This window comes from Bacillus sp. FJAT-29937 (assembly GCF_001509555.1).
Taxonomy (GTDB): domain Bacteria; phylum Bacillota; class Bacilli; order Bacillales; family Cytobacillaceae; genus Cytobacillus.
This window is the reverse complement of sequence record NZ_LMAS01000008.1, coordinates 46,454-68,009: the sequence shown is the minus strand read 5'-3', so window position 1 is coordinate 68,009 and position 21,556 is coordinate 46,454. Positions and strand designations below refer to the sequence as shown.

Genomic DNA, 21,556 nt, shown 5'->3' with positions numbered 1-21,556 from the left:
TTTTCGTTACATCAATAGTTTTGGAAGCCATAGCGACAAGCTCGGCCACATGGCTATAATAAATGTTGCTATAATCATGACCCCTATCACATAGAAAACTTCTGGAAAAACATCTTCTAAATTTATATTGATAATTTTACATGCGACAAACAAACCTACTGCCATTGGTGGTGTTATAACACCAATATTTGTTGCAGATAGCATGATTGTACCAAAATGTACTGGATCATATCCGATTTGAATGGCAAGCGGGAGAAGTAAAGGTGTCATTAAAATGATAATACTTGCACCCTCCATAAAAATACCTAATATGACTATCAAAATTATTATTATACTTATCAGGAGAAAACTACTATCAGACAGTAAACCTAAAGCACTTACCACCATTTGGGGTACGTTTTTAATAGTCAAAAACCAAGAGAATGGGGTTGCTGCAGCAATGATAAGTAAAATCATCGAAATAGTAATCGTACTTTCAACAAAAACATCCATTAATTTTTTAAAATTTAATTCCTTGTAAACGAACACTGAGAGGATAAGTGCGTATAATGTTGCAACAACAGCTGATTCTGTAGGAGTGATAATGCCACTGAAGATGCCCCCCAAAATAATTATCGGCATTAATAGTGGCGGGACTGCATCCAAACAAATTTTCATGCGTTCTTTCATCGTATAGGAATACTTTTCTGTACCTATTCCCCATCGTAATGCTAGGATGGTGTTAAGCACTATTAACAAAACCATTGTAAGCAAACCAGGTCCAGTACCTGCATACAATTGTTGGCCAACAGATGTGTTAGCTACCGTTGCGTAGATAATTGCTGCAATACTAGGCGGAATCATGACACCCAAAGTTCCAGCTCCCGCTAATAAGGAAGCAGTATATCCTTTTTTATATCCTTTTTTTGTCATTTCTGGACCAACTATTGAACCTACTGCAACAGTCGTAGCTATCCCTGATCCTGATACCGCACCAAAGAAAGCACTGCCTACTACACTCACATTTGCCAGTCCTCCTGGCACTCTTCCAATTAACATATTTGCAAGATTCATTAATTTCGAGGTACTTCCATAAAACATCAAGTTACCTGCAATTATAAATAAAGGAATAGCGAGCGTAGTAAAGCTTGCTCCTCCATTAACCACACGTTGAATTATTATTGATGGATTAATAGAGCCATCAAGCATAACAGCAACGAAAACACTAATTATAATTGAAAATCCAATTGGGATACCAAGAATCATAGCTGCAAAAAGTGTGATGAACAAGGCGGTGATCAATTTTCAACCCCCTTTCCAAAAGCTCCCCTTATACTTTCATAAGCTTTCACTAAAAAGAACAAAGCCATAAGCACACTACCTATTAGAAGCGAAAGGTAGAGTATTGATATAGGTATTTGTAAACCGACAGATATTTTGTGGAAATTTGATTGAACTAAATCAATCGAATAATAGCCTAATAAAGCAGCAACTATTGCGCAAACAAGATTACTGAAACTTTCAACAATACCTTTGGCTTTACTAGGTAAAAGGTTTGTAAAAAAATCAACCTTAGGGTGAGCATCTTCTACAATTCCCAAAACTGACCCTAAAAAGATAATCCATACCATTGACCATATAGCTGTTTCTTCCACCCATGTGTAGGAAGAACTAAATAAATAACGAACAATAACCTGAAAAAAGGTTGTAAAAATAATAATAATTATTAATGTAATACAAACAATTCTTATTGTTTGATTAATAAATTGAATTAATTTCAAGTGACCCCTCCTAGGCACTTTATAAAACTATTACACCTGTCCACAATTGAATACTTCTCTTTTTTATCGGTGAAGTATTCAGTTGCTTCTGTCATTTTACATTGATGTTGTACTCAATAATTTTTCCGAGTATAATTTCTGATAACGATTACAAAAATTAAATTCGTTTTTTAAGGAATCTAGCCTTCTTATGTTTATAGCTCTTATCACTGAAATTTCCCTAGAAAACTATTTTATTAAGTATTACCAAATCCGGAAGGCAATTCCCGTATCTTCATTTCCTCACTCCTTTTTATGTTAATCATTCTATTTATGAGATAATATTTTATTGATTTTAATTGTACATATATTTTGAATATTTGTAAAATGAATAAAAGTTATATATCTATTACTATTTTTCATAGCAATTCACTACTGCCTATTCGAATTGCCTATATCTGGATTGGATCTAGGTCAATATTTCGGAAACGGAAAATTAAAAGGCATGGGTCCGGTTAATTACAGAACTCATGCCCAAGTGGCTACCTAATTTGCGTGTTTAACTTTTTGGGTTCAGGTCATTTCAGTTTTGTTAAGGATCTTTAAACACCAAACAAACACCAACATAAAATCAAAATCGCTTGAAACAGCGTGATTTCGCCTTTTGTCCCGTATCAGTTTTAATGTTTTCAAATATGACGCCAATACCTAAGTCCGCAAAAATATACATTACTGGAATACTGCTAAATTCTGCTTAAAAGTAAAACCCCCGGGAGTCAAAAAATCCCCCGAACCATTCGTCCGAGGGAACATAAAACACACTTCAATATTTAGGGTAAAACACACAAAACCATTGCCACCAAGCTATTTCAACTCTATCAACGCTACACACTCAACGTGGCTTGAGTGCTAATCGCTGACATATTGATGTAGCAGTGTTTATCTAAAATATTTTTACCTCATTTTTAGTATATCATCTAATTTTTCATTTTATATTGGAGAATGTTGACAACTATTAGCTGGTTTTGCAGAAGATAAAAAAAATACTAATAAGCTGTATAAATAAGATCCTAAGTTATTTAATTAGGCTGTTTTCTAAAAGATTCTTGCTATTAATAATACTGAAAACGCAGAGTGGATTGGAGCGCAAGGAACGGTTCAGTGTTCAACACTAAAACAACAAACTTTGCTAAAGCAGCCAATAAATAAGAAGCCCCCAGCTCTTTTGGCTAGGGGCTCTTCATTATTTTGCATGTAATGATGAAGATATCATTTTTTCTTTTCTTACCTGTTTTAAGAAAAATAATTCATAAATAACTGGAACGAGAATTAGTGTCAATAATGTAGATGAGGTGAGACCACCAATAACCGTAATGGCAAGGCCTTTTGAAATTAACGTGCCAGAAGATGTTGTTAATGCTAATGGAATTAAAGCAGCTATTGTTGCAAAAGCCGTCATTAAAATTGGGCGCAAACGAGTTTTGCCAGCCTCTATTAAAGCTACTCGAATGGACATCATCTTTTCCTCACGGTTTTGGCCAACTCGATCAACAAGTACTATAGCATTCGTCGTCACAATTCCAATTAACATTAATAGACCTATCATGACACTTACAGACATTGGTTCTTTTGCAATAAACAATCCTAGCATCGAGCCGATTGGTACGAAAATAAGTGATGAAAGGAGAATAAATGGTATCCTAGCTTTGCCAAAAGTAATTAAAAGTGTTAAATAAACTAAGCCGATGGCAATGACCATTGCTAATCCAAGCTGGATGAAGATATCTATCGTTTCATCACTGCCGCCGCCGCCTTCAAACGTAACATTCTTTGGAATATCAACTTCGTTTTTTACTCCATCAATGACTCTTGTAGAGACTGAGCGGATATCATTAGAATCAACAACAGCAGAAATTTGAGCAAAAACCTTTCCATCTAGCTTTTGGATAGAAGTATATGCATCAATTTCTACAATATCTGCCAATTCCGTGATAAGGACAGGTCCTTGCGCAGAAAAGATAGTTATTTTTTTTAATTCTGCTAAAGTATCCGTTTTCTTATCATATGATAACTGGATGTTACGCTCTTCGTCATTTAAAGTAAGATTTCCTACATTAACAGGTTTTGTTTGATCACTTACAGCCGCTAAAATTTGAAATCCAGATATATCAAATTTTGACGCTTTCTCAGAGTCAATTTGGATAAGCAGCTGCTTTTGCTTTTCTGAAAAATTATTTGTTACGTATTTTAAATCCTTTTGCTTCATCATATAGCTTTCAACATTACTGGCAGCTTCTTGTAATGCCTTTAAATCCGTTGAATAAAGGTTAATATTGACATTGTTATTAGATGGAGGTCCCTCAGTTGATTGCTCTTGAATACCTATTTTTGCATTAGGTTCCTTCGTAAGAACAATTCCTTCCATGTCTTTCTCTAACTCATTAATAATCTCCGTAACCTTTACATTATCTTTTAAACTAATGAAATAATTTGCTTGATTTTGACGTTTTAATCCAGTTTGAAAATCTCTGGAGCCAATACCAGCAGTCACTTCATTTATTTCACTTTTTTTTGCAAACATATTTTCTATTTCAAGTGATATTTCATTTGTCCGTTCTAGTGAAGTCGAGGCTGGCAGCTGAACGGTAGCAACGAGAAGCTTTTGTTCCTCATTAGGAATAAAGGTAAAGCCAAGACTAGGAACTAGTGCGAAAGAACCGACTAATGATAATACTGACAAAGTAATAATTGTTAGCTTGTGGTTTAAAGACCATTGGATAATCCCTCCATATTGCCTTTGGAGTGCATTCTCTTTTTCCTCCTTCGGTACCTTTTTAAAGGAGAATTTAGCCAATATCGGGACAATCGTTATGGCAACAAGAAGGGACGCTAATAAAGAAAACACTATTGTTAAGGCAAATGGAAGGAAAAATTCACCTGTAATTCCTCCGACAAATCCTAAAGGTAAAAACACAACTACTGTTGTGATAGTTGATGATGAAATGGCCTTAAGGATTTCCTTTGTAGATTGTTGAATCAATTCATTCGACATTTCTGCTTTTTCTTTTCGTATTCTCCTAAAGATGTTTTCTATTACTACGATACTGTCATCTACGACTCGGCCAACTGCAACAGCCATTCCACCTAATGTCATAATATTAAGTGAAATATCCAATTGGTATAAAAATATGGATGAAACGATTAAGGAAAGCGGGATGGAGATAATTGCGATAACAGTTGCCCGTATGTTTCTTAAGAATATTAATACTGAAATGGAAGCAAACAGTGCTCCAAGTAAACCTTCCTTAATTAAAGTATTTACAGATGCTTCAATTCCTTCTGCTGAATCAAAACCAATAGCATAATCTAATTGATCTTTATAAGTATTTAAAACCTTTAGCACATTTCCTGCAACCTCAACGGTATTCGCATCCTGTTTCTTTGTAACCGCCATTGAAAGAGAATCTTTCAGGTTATACCTCGTAATTTCAGACTTAGCAGTAATTTCCTCTATTGCTGCTATTTCAGATAAATTAATTCCATTTGTATTTGGAGCAAATTGTGATTGAAGTTTAATATTTTTAAGTTCCTCAATCATTTTGATTTTTTCTTGTACTCGGATCGGGATAATTATTTCATTATCATTTACATTTCCTGCTGGAAAGGAAAGCTGCTTTTGCAGTATTTGTTCTTTTATTTGATTTAAGGTTAAGCCAAACTGTCTGGCCTTCTCTTTATTTATAGTAATTTGTAAAGTATCCTCAGTTAATCCCCCGATAGAAATACTGTTTATGCCTTGAATCTTATTTAGCTCAGGTACTACATCATTATTTAAGAGCTCCTGTAAATCTACAGTTCCTTTTGAAAAAAGTGATATGTTAAAAATAGGAAAGGCGCCAAATGAAAATCGATTTACTTCTATCTGAACAGATTCTGGCATGTCTGTACTACTAATTAAATCCTTTACGGTACCCTCCACTTCATCTAGTTTCACATCAAAAGGAAAATCAAGATTTATTGTTGAAATGCTTTCATATGTGGCGCTCTGCATTTTTTTAATTCCTTCAATGCCTTTTAACTTTGATTCAAGTTTACTGGTCACTTGCTCATCAATATCCTGCTGAGATGCACCAGGGTATAAAATCTGAATGGTAAGTTGGGGAAATTCAATGTTTGGCAATAAATCAACCTTTAGCTTTGAAAAAGAAAATAGCCCACCTAGAATTAATAAGAACGAAATGATGAAAACAGCAAAAGCGTTTTTTAGACTAAATTGAGTTAAAAAATTCACCTGATATCCTCCCTTATGGTTTGAAAATTTTAGATTTGAGTGTAAATATCATTATTAAAACGAGTATAAAAGATTAGTGGGTTTTTGTAAAAGGTTTTATTTTATTTATTATACAAACATTATACAAAACAAGGATTATTCTGTATTCATCCAAAATTTATGTCAACACTATGTATATCCTTATACAGTTTATTGTATAAAGTTTATTCATGTTATATAGTTAATAAAGAATTGAAAGTTAGGCTATGTATATCTTAATTTTTGTGGAAACATTCATTTTTAATAAGATATTTTTTAGATTGAGGATGGTAAAATGATTCAGAATGCAGTTGATGTGACCTACAGCATTCAGCAGGTTTCGAATATTACAGGTCTTTCTAAACAAGTTATTCGTAAATGGGAAGAGCGATATGGAATTGTGAATCCTAATAGGTTAGATAATGGGTATCGTATATACTCGTCGAAAGAAGTAAATACCATTTTATATGTTAAATCATTAGTAGAAAATGGTCATACAGTTAAACAGGCTGCCTTGTTATGTCAGAATCGAAGCAGTCAAGAGTCGACGGTGTTTTCCGTAAATTATGATGTGGTAGAGACACAACCTATTGAACTAAATGATCATGTAATCTCATTACTTCAAGAAGGGGAAAATCTACATGAATCGAATATGAATCGAATTTTACAGCAGGCATATTCAGCTTACGGTTTACGTAAACTTCTTCATTCTATTGTTATCCCCTTTTTGAAAGAGGTTGGGGCGAGATGGAAGGACGGAAGATGGGGGGAATACCAGGAGGCAGTAGCAAGCTTAGTGGTTAGGGATTTTCTTGTCCAGTTGAGAAGAAATATACATTTGACCGAAAATGCCCCATTAATGCTGGGGGCATGTCTGCCTGGAGAAAGACATGAAATTCCAGTTCACATTATTTTGCTTGAAGGGATGTTAAGAGGCTGGAAAACAGTAGTTCTCGGGCCATCACCAGCTCCTAGTGCCATTCAATCGAGTATAGAACAATTAAATCCAAAGAAAGTAATTTTATCTGCTCTTACGAAACTTCCGTTTGATATTAATGAGAATATTCTTCATGATTTAGACGAGTTTGCTGGAAAGCAACCTCATATCGAATTTTTTATTGGTGGTCCTGGTACAGAAGAATTTCTAAACGGGAAGATGCTGAAACATCTGAAATTTACGAACGAAATTAAACAGGTATTTTAGGGTCAATACCTAGAGATAAATAGAAACTGGCTTCAAGCTAAAACTAACATTGGTGTAATACACCGACTAACTTCGATGTAGGGGGATAATACAATGAATTTACGTGAAGGATTAATTCCAACTACATTAGGAATGGCTGTCACAGCTACAGGGTATGCAATGAAACAAAAACGAGTTACTAATAAAATGATTGCGAATACTGTTTTTGGTTTCGGCCAAGCGCACATTGTATTAGGAGTCATTGACCTAATTGAACATCGCAGTTAGTTTTTTGAGGGCCGGGCTGGAATAGCTCGGCTCTTTGTAGGTAAAGATTTTTTAGAAAATTTCAAATTACAGATTCTCAGCCTTGTCAAATAGTTTACTAGACAATTTAGTTAGATTATGAGTTGACTGGTTAATATCTTGGATCGAATCTGCAATAAAATCTAAATCTGCTGCGTTCCTGTTAAACATCTCTAGAAAATTACTCATTTCGTATTTGACAGTCAGGATACCGGTACGAACTTGGTTAATATTTGATTGAGAGGAAAAGGAAAGTGCATTCATACCGTTCATTATATCAACAAGTGATTCTATATTTAATGTACTCTGAGATATTAATTCCACAATATGATTGCTCATTCGTTTGGAGTTCTCGGCTAAATTCCTTACCTCATTTGCTACAACTGTAAATCCCCTTCCTTCATGTCCAGCTCTGGCTGCTTCGATTGCGGCATTTAATGCAAGGAGATTCGTCTGATCAGCCACTTTCTGAATTTCATGAGTCATATTCGAAATCTGTCCGGAAATATCCTTTAATGACTCAGTTTTGCTTATCGACATTTCTATTTTCTCAACTAAACTATCAAAAGAAACACTCATATCTTCAATTTTCTCTTCGTATTGGTGTGTTAAATTCACAAGATTTGTACTGCTTTTGCTTGTTAGAACTGTATTCTCTTTAATTAATTTCGTTTTAAGGGCAGTTTCAATTATTGATGCCTCAGAGTTTTCCATTGAAACAGCAAGCTCTTGACTAATAGAGAGGAGTTCATCTCGAAGATCTAGCTTTTGTGCATGTGATTCTTCAATTTGAGCAATTTTACTATTCATAAAATCTTCTACGATTATTTGACCATCAAGGTTAAATAAATGATTGATAGCTAGAATAGAAGTAGATAATTGTTTTGGATTGTCCTGTAGATGTTCAATAATTTTGGGTATCAATATTGACTGGAATGCACCAAAAGTTGCTAAAAACCAGCCAATCGGCAAACCAGCATTTAAGTGAATATGTCCCATTCTTTCTCTCATTGTGTGAAATGCCTCATCAAAATTACCAGTAAATAAACCAGAGAGATAGGTTTTAAAAACATTATGTAATCTTTCCCTGCTTGTCCTAGAAGTAGCGATTGCCTCTAAACTAGGAAATTTTAATAGATGGTCAAGAATAATAGCTACACCTTCATCGACCATATTCATTATTATGGGGCGAATGGACTTTATTGCCTCTAAATGTTCCTGGGATAAACCCATAAATTGTGCCCGTGAATGAAAAAGGGGATCTAAACCTGTAACAGGGACTCCGATCTCTATTTTTGTTTCCGAAACAAATTTCGACGTACTGGCTTTATCAGCAAATAACTTTAGCATAATTAATTCTCCTTATTTGTACAACGTTTGTACAATCATTGTACAGTGTTTGTTAAAATTATGCAAAATGTTTATTTTATTATGAAGTGACAGAACTAATTAGCTTGATATTACTTATCTTTTCCAAGGGAGAGTATCGGTATGTCAGAGAACGGGCCCATTATATCCTATTGAATCGGTAAAATAATTAATTCCAATTTTCCAACAGGTTTTTATATTAAGCTATTTACTAAAAGTTTGTTGCTTTTAATAACATTAGAAACGCAGAGTGGATTGGAGCGAAAGGCACTTGACTCCTGTGGGTTATAGAGGAAAAGTCGAGACCCCGCAGACGGAACGTCGAGGAGGCTCGACTTCCCCCCACGATCGCTACGTGCCTGTGGCGGAAAGGAACGGTTCAGTGTGCATCTCCAAAAACAACAAACATTGCGAAAAAGGCCTTTGATTACATTAGGGTTATTCGGTAAAACTAGTGGCTGTTTTTCTGGAGGAAATCCGAAACTAGACCTTACTTGTATCCCTTTTTGTTCGAGCCATTCTTTCGCAGTTTGAATATCTTCTATGTCAACGTGTAACGCGATATGTCTTAAAGAGGGGTGATATGGTGTTTCTACTTTGTCTGTTTCCCACAATCCTAACCAACTATGCCCTTTCACAATACAGAAGAAAGCTAATGTATCATTTTGATATGCAATTTCTAAGTCTAACTTTTTATAAAATTCTATTAAATTCGCAAGATTACTTACAGGTAAATGTGCTTCGTAAAGACCTTTTATTATTGTTCGTCTCCCCAATTGTTTTGATATTTAAAGCTTCTTTATATTTACTTTATCAAAAATTAAATTGAGGATGCCTCGATTATAAGCCAGAATTATCCTACATCTTAGTCGTAGTTTTTGAGTTGTATGCTGATCTACTTTTATTGAACTAACTAACCTACAATTTAAGTAAAAACCTTCAGAATCTCTTCTGCACTTTAATATAAAATTTCCAATTCTCTATTAAGGTGTTGTTCCAGAATCTAGCCCTTTTCATGAAGAAAGACGCTTTCCTTATTTCGGAAAAGCGCCAGATAGTTGAGGATCGTTATTGAAGTAGAGCCACCGTTAGTTTAAGTAATTATCCTCACATTATCACCTGTACTTTTGAGAATTAAACCTATTTTATTTTTTAGGGTTTCACATATTCACCGGATACGTCTTCACCGATAAATAATAAGTTTGTAAATCCCTTCTTTTCATATAGGTGTCATGCGTTTTAGTTATCTGTATCAACACCGGAAAGAAACTAAATGAACAGAAAAGAATGAGATAATTACTTAAAAGCAATAGTGCCATAACGGTTGATATTAATCCTCATTCGTAATTGAATAAAAAGATTTTTTCTTGTAAGAATGTTTTTCAACATCAAAACAATCAATGAAGGTCTCCGCAATTGTCGGGTCAAAATGTTTGCCCTTTTGTTCATTAATGAAGGATAGTGACTTCTCTATTGCCCATGAATCTTTATAGGGTCTTCGACTTGTTAATGCGTCAAAAACATCCACAATGGCGACAATCCTAGCTTCAAAAGGAATTTCCTCTCCTTTTAATTTATGGGGATAGCCTGTACCATCCCATTTTTCGTGATGATAAAGAATAATGTTCTTAATTACTTCTAGACTGTTTATCACATCTTGATTTAATTCTTTAGAAATTTTATTTAAGATATCTGCACCCATTAACGGGTGCATTTCAATGATTTTTCTTTCATAAAGCGTTAAAGGCCCTGGTTTATATAAAATTCCTTCTGGGATTTCAGCTTTTCCGATATCATGCATGATACTGGCATGAATGATATCGTTTATGTAATTTGTGGAAAGGTTCAAATTGTTTCGTTCTTCGTGAGCGTTCACCAAGATTTCAGTTAATTCTTGCACTTTAAGTAAATGTTCTTCAATACTGGGATCACGTATTTCACATGAGATGGCAAGGACTTTTAATAATTCTCTTTGCGTTTCAATCCTCTTCTTTTCGGAGATGTAAATACCTTTTTCTAATTGTTCCAATTCTCGAAACACACCCACAAAAAATAAATCATGATCTGAATAAATCGGAGTGATGGTAATCGATGAATGCCAGATATCTCCTGATTTCTTTCGATTAGTAAACACACCTGACCAAGAGTTACCTTCTTTTAATTGCTTTTTCAATGAGGCATATGTATTTTTGGGTGTCAGCCCAGCCTCAAAAATTCTGCCTTTTTCCCAATAATGAAATCCCTTGAATAGCCAGTTGTTGTTTCATAGTGATTATTTACATCAACGATCATATGATTACTGTCTGTAATAATCACTGCATCTCCTAACATTAAATAACTTACTAATTCAATCGGCAAATCCTTTGTTAATATTAATGATGTTTTCCTCATAATCATTAATCCATTTCTTGTGCAACATTTGTAAGACTATCCGCTGATAATGCTACTTCTTCAAATGCTTGCCCCAATTCATTCACTACGCAAACAAAAGAAGCTAGTTCGAGTTCGATCTTGTTGTTTTGATGTTTCGTTTCATTCATTGTTTTTAATATCTGTTCGAAATGATTTTCTGTTTCTTCCATGCTGTTATTGCCGTCATTGACAGCGCTTCCGATTTTTTCAAGCGATTGTGTTAACTTTTCTACTTGAGAATTGGTGTCTAAAATTAATGTAGCTACGTTTGTTACTGATTTCTTTGTTTCATCTGAAAGCTTTCGAACTTCTTCAGCTACAACAGAGAATCCACGACCATGTTCACCAGCTCTAGCAGCTTCAATTGCAGCATTTAGAGATAGCAAATTGGTTTGATCAGCGATTCCTGTAACAATGTTAATGATTTCCTGCATGCGTTTCGAAATCTCTAATAATACTTTTACATCTCTAGAAATATCACTAACAGTGCGGTTAATGCTCGCCATATTCTCGTTTTGTTTCCTAAGCTGTTCTTTTCCCTGCTGCGCGCGTTCTTCTGCTAATATCGATAATTCCGCTCCTTTATTTGCGAGGGAAACAATCTCATGGGATTGTGAATCTAATTGTTGGAAAGACGCATTCGTTTCTTCGGAAATCGCAGCTAAATTTTGCGAGGCGCTTGCCACATTTTCTCTTATCAATATTTTTTGTTCTTCGCCTTGTCTTTTTAATCTTTCAGCTTCAGAATCATATGCCTCAAGGACTAGTTGCTGTTCGAGGTTCAAAATTTTAGATACAGCCTTAATCGATAGAAGAAGATTTTCTTTATCCATTATTTTTTCTTCGATAATGTTAATAAGTGAAAGGAACAAATCCTGAAAAGCACACATATACCATTTCGTTTTTAGACCAATTCTTACATGGATATGCGCAATACGAATCCTTTTTTCAAAATAAGTCTCATCAATTACTCCCTCAAACATTTCAGAAATGTGTTGTTTAAGCGTCATTTTTAATCTTTCAATGGAGCTGTTATCATTAATAATATGAAGTAAAGTTGGCTCGTTTTCTAGATTCTTATAGAAACGATCTACGATATAATCAATATTTTTGATGATAAATGGTTGCAAACTGTTAATAAACCCTAAGTCTTTTTTTGTAAGGCCAATCATTTGAACTTGTTTCTCAAGTTCGCTCCCCTTAATGATGTTTAATTCAACCTTCCCTTGTACTTCTTGTACCTCTTCTTTAGGCTGCTTGAATCTTCTGAATACCATTGAAAAATCCCCCTACTTTATGCTCATCCAATAAGTAAATATTACCATATTCACAGTGTGAATATATGTTTGTATATTATAAACATTTGACAAGTTTAGGAACATTTAGATTACCTTGGCACAAAATTTATTCTTAGATCGCCCTTTTCATGAAGAAAGACGGTAAGCCCCCAATCAAACAACGCATATAAAAAAACACAGCATCTCCTGGTACGATAAACGTATTAATTTAAGGCGGTGCTTTCTCATGCCAAAAGAAAAATTAACAATTGTCCCCGTTACACTTCATCCTGAAAATAAATCAATAGCCTTATCGACGTCTTCTTCTACTGGATCCTCTAGCATTTGCACGATTAAAACGGCGAATGCTGAAATCTCATTTTACAACGGCGTAGAGGAGCATCTCATCCAAACAATCATGAAGGAGTTGAAGCATTGGTGAAACATGATTATACGGATGTGAAAAATGGCTACACATGGCGTTGCAGAGCAAGTTTATTTTAAAGAAAATTGTATCAATGTGATAAACAAACTGAAGATTGATAATAAATTCGACGCTATTGTTAATAATGTAAAACAGGTAAACACTGCTACATCTCAAAATTCTCAAAAACGAATTGACGTAAGAATGAGATGTGCAATATACATTCGAGTTTCAACAACTAAAGAGGAACAGAAAGCGTCTCTGCAGTATCAGAAAGATCTGTTTTACAGATACGTTCAGGAGCAATGCTGGGACATCTATAACATTTATATAGATGCCCAAACAGGAACGACTGTAATGCGAAAAAATCTTCAAAAGTTAATACAGGATGCCCGGGAGAAAAAGTTCGATATCATCGTAGCTAAAGAATTATCCCGTTTAGCTCGAAATGGGGAATTATTATATCAAATCAAAAACCTATGCGAGAATCAAGGGATTCATATTATCACATTAGATAATGCTATTAATACCTTGACAGAAAAAAGAAAATACATCAATATGTTAGCGGAAGAGATTATTACTCAAGAGGAATACCGTGAAAATGTAGAAGCTAATAATATTGAAATTAATGAGTTAGTTGAAAAGAAGAATGATTTACTATCCTCTTTGGAAGGCGAACATACGGTGGATGATATCGAGAAATTAAAACAAGAATTCCTTCAATTTTTAAACTTCGATGAATTAACATCAGAAATCTTGCATCGATTGATAAATCGAATTGAAGTAAAGGCCTACGGAACTCCTGTCATACCTATCGCTTTTCTACTCCAATAATGGAATAAATGCAGCAGGAATCCCCTATTTGGGGCCTGCTGCTTCTTTTAAAACTATCTGCGAGACACACTCAACATGTGTTTTGATAGAATGATGATACTGAAACGCGTAAATTCGATTTTGCGTAATGGTGTACCCCCTAAATTCAAGAGGGCCTAAATAAAATTTCCGTAACACTCACTTTGTTAGTTATTAACCTGTTTATAACAACAATACTTGTGAAATTAGATTCCACCAATAACACTAAAAGCTGCCTCGACTTTATCTTTAAAATCAGCATCAAACATATTACTCTTATCTAGTCTTATTGCATCCTCATCTTTCCATGTATACTTCATTAAGAATCCAGGACAGATGTTTAACTTATCATATCTCTTGTCTAAAATTTTTTCTTTAATTTTACTTCTATCCTCAGAGACAATTATCTTCTTGTCTTCTAATTCACTAAATAGATCAGAAAAGTCTGTTCTCTTAATTTGCTTTAAATTGGAATATTCCTTCTTCCAAAATCTTATATATTCTTCAAAAGAAAGTGTTCCTTCAAACCATAATAAATTACTTGAACGGTATGCGACATGAAAATTCTTTGATAATTGGAAACCTTGCTTTTGCAGTTCTAAGAGTTTTTCAACATCGAGTTTTTTGAATGTTTCTTTTGCAGCATTCATTGTATCTCCAGCATGTAGCCATAAATTAATTTCCCATTCTTGAGAAGAAAGTGGATAGGCTACAAATTGAAGCAATAGATATTTATGAAAAATGCTTTATCCGAATAGAAAACTAAAGGCTCATCTCATTCGGCTTAAATGAAGAAATAGAATTTATTATTTTAGATGTATTGATTACGGAAAAGAAGATGATTTTCCAGATTATGTTGTAGAAGAATTTCATTTTGACTTGGAAGAAAATGAAGAAGTTGAAGTAGTCTGTCCTTTTTGCAATGGTACCATGCAACAAGCGAGAAAAAAGACCCAGTGAATAATCAACACTTGGGCCGTGGTTAAGTGGCGTTAGAAAACCTGTTATTCAACTGATCCAGTTCGCTTAATTTCCACCTTTATATTTGGTTTTATCTTTAGTGTTGAGAAATTTTGTCTTAAATCTTCCTCAGTTAAATGGGAATATTTTCTTACACTTCTTATTTTTCTTCCAATGCCAATGGGATCCGTATGTAAATTTTTTAATTCCTCAAGTATCTTTCCAAATTCTTTGTTTAGGGCTTCACTAATTAGTTGCTCCATTTTGTTTAGTGCATCTTTATTTTTCAAAGAAGTAGTGGGTTGAAATTCTAATGTTGAAACGGATATCGTTGCATTTAAATGAACCAATTCTTCGTTCTTTATTTCAATGTTTCCTTTGTACTTTATTGGAAGAAGTGTAATCCTATAAATATCACTTTTAGGAAGGTTTAGTTTTGCCATACCTCTTTTCTCTAGTTCTTGAGCAGGAATCTCTACAGTTATATCACCTAAAAATGCATTATTATTTGTGAATAATTTTAGGTAAAAGGTGTTTATCAACGAAATAGACCCCACAATTTTATCATCTTTGAATAATGCAACACCACCTATAGAAGGTGCTACCCCATTTGCATTTTTAATCAAGGGTAGGGTAGGATCAATACCTATTTCATATAGTGTAGTAATAAAATCATGTAAGTTGGAGTTGACTAACATTTCTTTCTTTTCGTGTTTATCCAATATTTGATAGATATAGGATCCCATTTCGGGATATTCTTCATAGTTTGTATTGTTAATTGTCTCCTCAGCATTATCAGTAATGGCCAAAAAGATTAAAGAACTGATACTGCTATCTCGTTGCATTGTATCCAGAAAAGAAGAAATTCCTACTGTTTCTGCCATATTTTTATTAAATAGTATGGTCCTTAATTGACCAGACGTAATGTCATGGCTTGTTTGTTCCTCTAGTTTTTGTCTGATTTGTTTACTAGTCGTTCCTTCAGCTGAAAGGGTTACACTGGTCCTTTCTTCTTTTCGGTCAAATTGTAACAAACTGATAGTGCCTTTGTATGTATTGTCATCAAGCAAGTCATAACCAATAATCGTTGAAATCCCTTGCATTTCTATTATTTTTTCAGGGGCCATACATGCAGTACAAAGAAGAGAACACAGCAGAATAACAATTTTTTTCATTCTTTCAACTCCGTCTGGTACGAGTATTGATTTTTGATTTTATAATGGTTATTCCATACAAGAAAATCGGATAGATAAACCACAGGAAAAATCCAGTTTTGCCAATTTGATCAAAAAAATAATTATTATCTACTCTTTTCGTAATTAAAAAACTGCAGATAAAAAGGATAATGGAGATGAGCCATATTCCATATTTCTGTTTTATATGAAAAATCTGTTTAATACCCTTGGAAGAAATATATAGAGTGATACATAGGTTTGGAAAAATAACTAAAATCCATAACGGAACCGCAACAAATTCAAAGCGCTCAATAAATGGAAAATGGACCGTGCTAATCATGCTGACAACAGGCCATACATTCTTCTCTAATTCATTCGCGCTAAAAAATAAAATAGAAACAACAGTTGTTATTAAAACAAGAATGGTCGTAAACCAGACTGCTATTTGACTAAACAGCTGTAGTTTATTTTTCTCCTTTATAAATGGAAAAATAAAAAGTAACGTCTCGAAACCTAACATTGTATAACTGCTCTTGAAAACTCCTTTCATAATTTCTGAAGGAGTTGTCGTCATAATAGGTAAAATCCTAGTTAGATTTATGGTTTGAAGTGGTTGGTACACAACAAATAGCAGCCATATAGTCAATAAAAAGGATAAGAAGCAAACACCGGTCACTACTCTAAATCCGCCGGATACAGCATAAATGGTTATTATTAATAAAGCCAATACCCCGACCCATTCATAGACACCTTCATATCCCCATGTTAGTGACAACTCGACAAAACTAATGGTAATCGAATAATGGACGGCAATAAAGTAAATGACAATAAGGAAGTTAAAAATACTACCAATCAAGCGTCCGAATATATGTTCATGAATTTCAAAAAGAGTACCACCTTCATTTTTTTTTAGGATAGAAATCAATACCCATGTAATCAAGCTAACGAATAAACCAGATAGCAAAATGGATATCCAAGCATCTTTTTTTGATTCTAGATATATAATTCTTGGAAATCCAAGAATTCCCATACCGATTTGCGAAGTGTGTATGATATAAAACGCCATAAAGGCGTTAACAAAACGTATATTTGATTTCATTTTGCACCTCAAGATTCATCTAAATCTGTTATATTTTTTAATCGCTCCTTTAGGCGAATGGAGTCTTTTGGTCGATTTACTACCGGTCGCCTCATATAAAAATGGTGGGGGAGACGTATTAAAAAATATTGTAAATCTTTCATTCTTAGCGGATATAGGGGTGCAAGATAAGGTTTATTTAAAGAAGTTAATTTTAACAAGTGAACCATTAGAATACATATACCGACAATGATTCCATTTAACCCCCAAACACCTGCTAAAATAATGATTGGAAATCTAGCAATTCTGACAGCAGTGCCCATTTCATAAATAGGAGCCGAAAATGCCCCTAATGCACTAAATGCAACAATGATAATTAAAATATTGCTAGTTAACCCTGCCTCAACCGTTGCTTGGCCAATGACAATACCTCCAACAATTCCCATTGTTTGTCCTACTTTTGAAGGAAGACGGGCCCCAGCTTCTCTAAGTAACTCAATTAAAAATTCTAGTAAGAGTGCTTCTAATAAGGGTGGAAAAGGAACTTGTGAACGTGATTGTCCAATGATAAATAACAATTTAGATGGTATGAGTTCAAAATGATACGTCATGGCAGCCACATAAATGGCTGTTAAAAAAAGAGAACCTACCATAGCAAATAATCGGATGACACGAATCAATGTACTTAAAGACCATCTCAAATAGATATCTTCTGTTGATTCGAAAAATGAGAAAAAATTAGCAGGACCTATAATCGCTACTGGGCTACCATCTATAAAAACACCAATTCGCCCGTTTAAAATCGAGTAGATGAATCGGTCGGGGAGCTCTGTTAATATAAATTGAGGAAATAAAGAGTAATGATTATCTTCTAGGCATTGAGCCAAAACGGAACTGTCAATTACATTTTCTGTTTTTAATTGTTTAATCCTGTCCTTAAGTGTCTGAAGAGTGTCATCGTTCGCAATATCTTTTATATATACAATTCTTACTTGCTTTTGAACGCGTTCCCCAATCTTTATTTCATCCGTGCACAAATTATAATCTTTTAGATTTTGTCTGATTATCTTAACGTTAGAAGTTAATGATTCAGTGAACGAAATTTTAGGTCCATATACTAACGATTCTGTTTCTGCTTTCTCAATAGAGCGTTCAATGGGATTTGCGCAGTTCACAATGAATGCCTTTTTCTCATCTAAAAAAAAAATATAAGCAAATCCATTTAATAGGGAAGAGATTACCTCTTGTTCGTTTAAATTTGCAATTATTTCCCCTATAGGTATGTTTTTCATTAAATAGGTGTAATGTAAGTTTCCTACAGAAAGTTCTTCAATGTATTTAATGACATATTCATTTAGAATCTCTGGCTTAATTAAATTCTTCATAAAAATAATATGAATCCCCTCTTGACCAACTTCAAGCTTTCGACAGATCAAATCGGGTGATTCATTAAGAATGGATTTAATTTTTTCATAACCTGGGAAGTTGCCATTATTATGACGCTCTGTCATTCGTAACCTATCCTTCAACCGTTTTTAATAGTGTCTGTAAAAACAATTAATTTATCCAGAATATTTTATAGGCTTGGAGAGTTTTCCAGACCTTTTCTTATTTGTCAATTTGACACTCAACTTCAGTACCGTCCAGAAAAGTCACAATAATTTTTTCTCCTTTAAATACCGTCATCTTTTCAATTAGCTTAAAGTACAAACCTATATCAAACTCTTTTAATGTTGTAGCTTCCTTAAAAAGCTCAATAAACTGTTCTGTTTTATATTTTTTAGAAGGTCGTCGCTAACTTGCTCTCTCCACTTATTTAAAAAGTGATCTTTGTTTTCTAGTATGGCGTTAAATACATCTATAAAGGCTTGGTATAAAGTTGTATCGTCTATATGCTTATTCTCACAGCTCTTTTTACCTTTAATGGTGTATTTTTTGTTGCATCTCCATATTTTTCTTCGAAGCGTTTCGTTTGTAGAGTTCCAAACTTTCCTTCCAAATGGGCTGCCACAATTGCCACATATAACTCTTCCTGCAAAAGAATTCTCAATCGTAGCATAATCAACTTTTACAATCCCATGTTTCTCTGCAAAGGCCCGCCTTCTCTCCATCTCTAACTGTACCGCTTCCCACATATCTTTTGGTATGATTGCAGGATGACTTTCTTCAACATAGTATCTTGGAATTTGTCCGGTATTTTGTACTCTCTTTTTCGTCAGGAAGTCGACCGTATAAGTCTTCTGAAGAAGAGCATCCCCTTTATACTTCTCATTGCTAAGCATCTTCCTTATGCTGGTACATAGATAGCCCCGCCAAATGTATCGGAATTAGTGGTAGTAAATCCCGGTTGTTCGACTCCTTCCCAAGTCAGTCCATCAGCTGAGACATATAGCATGCTCTCATTAAACAATGCATATTTTCCCCAATCTTCCATCCAGACGATATTTTCTGGATTCGGAATGTTATTATTGGCGAGATCCCCGACATGAGATAAATTGGTTTCTGTAAGTTCAGTCGCACTGTCGTTCATTAGACAAAGATTCACATGAAAGATTCCGCTAACATAGCGATATTCCGCTCCGACCAACGTCCAAGCTGTTCTTTCTGTTAACGAATCAAAACTGTAATACACCGGTGACTTATAGTACCACCAGCTAACGATGCCTGAACCAATACTAGAATCATAGGCCCCTGTGGTCATGGAGTTTTGTGCTCCTTGGCAGTACCCAGCATTATGCCAAGTGATGCCATCAAAAGAAGCAATTATATTAGCTAGCCCTACTATCTTTGCTAAAAACACTCCACCGCCAGCATACAAAATTTCTGGTTGGCCATAGCTCCACCAAGGAAGATCCACTACTGTCCATTCTCCTGTACTCTTATTGAAATAAGACATATACGGTGTTTTGGCATAATACACAGCAATCTGTGCATTCCCATTATCATGTACCTTTATTTGCTTCTCGCTACCATACTGGGTGTGACCAAAGTCGTTGTAATATTTCTTTTGCCAACTTAAGGTAGGGATGGGAAGAATGAGTTCACCTCTGCCACCAAAAGCGGCCCAAATCGCTAATGTATTATTGAAATTCCTGTGATAACTCACCCTTCCACCACCTTTTCAATTCCCGTAATTCTGCCGCTACTATCTGTTGAATAGTTATAACTTGCTGTCTCTCCATCCGCATAGACGATGTCAAACCTTGCAGCATCTACTGTCAAAGTCGATACTTCTTTTTTAACAACAACTCCGAAAAGATTTCTTCCAAAGTAATGCTTGTGATTCGTCCGTTACTATCAGAAGTATAGCTATAATCAGCAAAATATTGATGGGTATCCCCTTTTTCAACTTCATAGGTTACATGAATCATAGTTTCATCAATCGTCAAATTCTTTACTATAGTATAAGAAACGCCAAGCTGATCCATTTGGTACTGCAGTCCATTCACAGAACTGCCCACATCATTCAGCGAGCTTTCCACTTTATTCATTGAGTTTTCAATGCGGTAAAAAGTGTTAGAAATGCTAGGCTTGTACCTTCCAACCTCAACCTGGATGTTGTAACGATAGAAAGGGTTATACTCTAAAGAAATGATTCTCGTTTTCACATCAATTCCTAATGGCCTAAATACAATACGCACATTATCTCCAACTGCTAGATTTAAAAGCTTGAAGAATGAAATATTAAAAGAGGATGTATTTTCCCTTGAATCATGGGAAACCGATACATCCGTAACGTTTTTTGAATCCATGACTGGCTGATATATACTACTACCACGATGTTTGCGAATGTTAATTTGGTAGCCGTCGTATTCAATCTCGCCACCTAAAATGGCTATATACTGCTTAAGTGCTGCCCTTCTTGTCACTTCCTGATTAATTTTCATCGTACAGGTTTCTGTAAAATCAACGATTCCTGCAGAAAAGGGAGTCCCTGAAAGTATCTGGTTGAGTCCAGCTTTTGGGTCTCCCGTATAATCAAATTCATCTATATTAAAAGCCTCATCATTTAACAAATATGATATGTGCTCGCAAGTTACTGAGCAAACCGGAAGACTACCTTGCAATGACTTAGAGATTTGAACAAGTTCAAAATACTGATCATTTAGCTTAGCTAGCTGTTTGGTTTTCAAAGCAAGGGCAGACTTGGCGTTATTCAGCTGAATTTGCCAATTTTGCGTTCGTCTATCCGTTTCTCCGAATGATTCAGCTGCATTTCTGAGGGCCGCTTCTAATGTGCTGATTTTATCTTTTTGAGCATCTACTGACTTGGTAAGCACACCATTCCTTGCCGTTAGAGCCTCAATTGATTGGTCCTGCCGATCAAATTGGGCGGTAACGAGTTTCATTTCACTACCTAGCACCTTAAAATTCCGATTTATATCTCTCAAGGCATTCTTAAAATCTTTCTCGCCTTCCACACCGATTCGAAGTCCAAAGTTATCAGCCACGACTCCACCTCCCTCTTTTAAG

At 34.8% G+C, this 21,556-nt stretch carries 19 protein-coding genes and 2 pseudogenes; 4 read left to right on the top strand and 17 right to left on the bottom strand.

The annotated features are described in order from the left end of the window. Nucleotides 1–6 precede the first annotated feature (6 nt). The 3 genes from AR328_RS16905 to AR328_RS16895 all read right to left on the bottom strand — a co-directional run bounded on the left by AR328_RS16905 (nucleotide 7) and on the right by AR328_RS16895 (nucleotide 6,030). The gene (locus tag AR328_RS16905) at nucleotides 7–1,281 is read right to left on the bottom strand and encodes a TRAP transporter large permease (RefSeq protein ID WP_066298442.1); all 1,275 of its coding nucleotides are present in this window, start codon (nucleotides 1,279–1,281) and stop codon (nucleotides 7–9) included. Beyond that, nucleotides 1,278–1,760 (bottom strand): TRAP transporter small permease, encoded by a 483-nt coding sequence (locus AR328_RS16900; RefSeq protein WP_066298440.1) that lies wholly within the window; start codon nucleotides 1,758–1,760, stop codon nucleotides 1,278–1,280. The genes AR328_RS16905 and AR328_RS16900 overlap by 4 nt, the downstream gene beginning before the upstream one ends. Nucleotides 1,761–2,982: 1,222 nt before the next feature. Beyond that, a complete protein-coding gene (locus AR328_RS16895) occupies nucleotides 2,983–6,030 on the bottom strand; it encodes an efflux RND transporter permease subunit (RefSeq protein WP_066298437.1) in 3,048 nt (1,015 codons plus the stop codon). Nucleotides 6,031–6,343: 313 nt separating this feature from the next. On the opposite strand from AR328_RS16895, the gene AR328_RS16890 reads away from it, so the two are divergent. Then, on the top strand, nucleotides 6,344–7,252 hold the full coding sequence (locus AR328_RS16890) for a MerR family transcriptional regulator (protein WP_066298433.1): 909 nt from the start codon (nucleotides 6,344–6,346) through the stop codon (nucleotides 7,250–7,252). Nucleotides 7,253–7,345: 93 nt separating this feature from the next. Beyond that, a complete protein-coding gene (locus AR328_RS16885; RefSeq protein ID WP_066298430.1) occupies nucleotides 7,346–7,519 on the top strand; it encodes an asparagine synthase in 174 nt (57 codons plus the stop codon). Between the two features lie 66 nt (nucleotides 7,520–7,585). Here AR328_RS16885 and AR328_RS23555 read toward each other — a convergent pair whose 3' ends face one another. The 7 genes and pseudogenes from AR328_RS23555 to AR328_RS23540 all read right to left on the bottom strand — a co-directional run. Then, nucleotides 7,586–8,077, bottom strand: coding sequence for a methyl-accepting chemotaxis protein (locus AR328_RS23555; RefSeq protein ID WP_442854463.1), 492 nt, complete (start codon nucleotides 8,075–8,077; stop codon nucleotides 7,586–7,588). 276 nt (nucleotides 8,078–8,353) lie between these two features. Then, nucleotides 8,354–8,887, bottom strand: a pseudogene (locus tag AR328_RS23550) (protoglobin family protein); the annotation flags it as partial. A gap of 212 nt (nucleotides 8,888–9,099) precedes the next feature. Then, complete coding sequence (locus AR328_RS23400) at nucleotides 9,100–9,681, bottom strand: VOC family protein (RefSeq protein ID WP_066298420.1); 582 nt, start codon at nucleotides 9,679–9,681, stop codon at nucleotides 9,100–9,102. Between the two features lie 554 nt (nucleotides 9,682–10,235). After that, a complete protein-coding gene (locus AR328_RS16870) occupies nucleotides 10,236–11,078 on the bottom strand; it encodes an HD domain-containing phosphohydrolase (protein ID WP_066298418.1) in 843 nt (280 codons plus the stop codon). Nucleotides 11,079–11,101: 23 nt separating this feature from the next. Further along, on the bottom strand, nucleotides 11,102–11,296 hold the full coding sequence (locus AR328_RS23140) for a PAS domain S-box protein (RefSeq protein WP_231734961.1): 195 nt from the start codon (nucleotides 11,294–11,296) through the stop codon (nucleotides 11,102–11,104). 5 nt (nucleotides 11,297–11,301) lie between these two features. Beyond that, nucleotides 11,302–12,105, bottom strand: a complete 804-nt coding sequence (locus AR328_RS23545) for a methyl-accepting chemotaxis protein (protein ID WP_442854462.1) — start codon at nucleotides 12,103–12,105, stop codon at nucleotides 11,302–11,304. 6 nt (nucleotides 12,106–12,111) lie between these two features. After that, nucleotides 12,112–12,489, bottom strand: a pseudogene (locus AR328_RS23540) (protoglobin domain-containing protein); the annotation flags it as partial. A 352-nt stretch (nucleotides 12,490–12,841) separates the two neighbouring features. Here AR328_RS23540 and AR328_RS16855 point away from each other — a divergent pair. Continuing rightward, nucleotides 12,842–13,036 (top strand): hypothetical protein, encoded by a 195-nt coding sequence (locus AR328_RS16855; RefSeq protein ID WP_066298410.1) that lies wholly within the window; start codon nucleotides 12,842–12,844, stop codon nucleotides 13,034–13,036. 24 nt (nucleotides 13,037–13,060) lie between these two features. Beyond that, entirely contained in the window at nucleotides 13,061–13,852 is a 792-nt protein-coding gene (locus tag AR328_RS16850; protein WP_066298405.1) for a recombinase family protein, read from the top strand. Between the two features lie 224 nt (nucleotides 13,853–14,076). On the opposite strand, the gene AR328_RS16845 is transcribed toward AR328_RS16850, so the two are convergent. From AR328_RS16845 to AR328_RS16815, 7 genes are all read right to left on the bottom strand, one after another. Beyond that, on the bottom strand, nucleotides 14,077–14,520 hold the full coding sequence (locus tag AR328_RS16845; protein WP_197414482.1) for a hypothetical protein: 444 nt from the start codon (nucleotides 14,518–14,520) through the stop codon (nucleotides 14,077–14,079). Between the two features lie 354 nt (nucleotides 14,521–14,874). Next, nucleotides 14,875–16,005, bottom strand: a complete 1,131-nt coding sequence (locus AR328_RS16840) for a Ger(x)C family spore germination protein (protein ID WP_066298404.1) — start codon at nucleotides 16,003–16,005, stop codon at nucleotides 14,875–14,877. Between the two features lie 4 nt (nucleotides 16,006–16,009). Continuing rightward, entirely contained in the window at nucleotides 16,010–17,104 is a 1,095-nt protein-coding gene (locus AR328_RS16835; protein ID WP_066298403.1) for a GerAB/ArcD/ProY family transporter, read from the bottom strand. 8 nt (nucleotides 17,105–17,112) lie between these two features. Then, entirely contained in the window at nucleotides 17,113–18,594 is a 1,482-nt protein-coding gene (locus AR328_RS16830; RefSeq protein WP_066298401.1) for a spore germination protein, read from the bottom strand. Nucleotides 18,595–18,810: 216 nt separating this feature from the next. Beyond that, nucleotides 18,811–19,365, bottom strand: coding sequence for a recombinase zinc beta ribbon domain-containing protein (locus tag AR328_RS16825; RefSeq protein ID WP_197414481.1), 555 nt, complete (start codon nucleotides 19,363–19,365; stop codon nucleotides 18,811–18,813). A 5-nt stretch (nucleotides 19,366–19,370) separates the two neighbouring features. Further along, nucleotides 19,371–20,189 carry a hypothetical protein gene (locus AR328_RS16820; protein ID WP_066298399.1) on the bottom strand — a complete coding sequence of 273 codons (819 nt, stop codon included), beginning with the start codon at nucleotides 20,187–20,189 and terminating at the stop codon, nucleotides 19,371–19,373. A gap of 112 nt (nucleotides 20,190–20,301) precedes the next feature. Continuing rightward, nucleotides 20,302–21,534, bottom strand: coding sequence for a phage tail protein (locus AR328_RS16815; RefSeq protein WP_066298396.1), 1,233 nt, complete (start codon nucleotides 21,532–21,534; stop codon nucleotides 20,302–20,304). Between the last annotated feature and the right edge of the window lie 22 nt (nucleotides 21,535–21,556).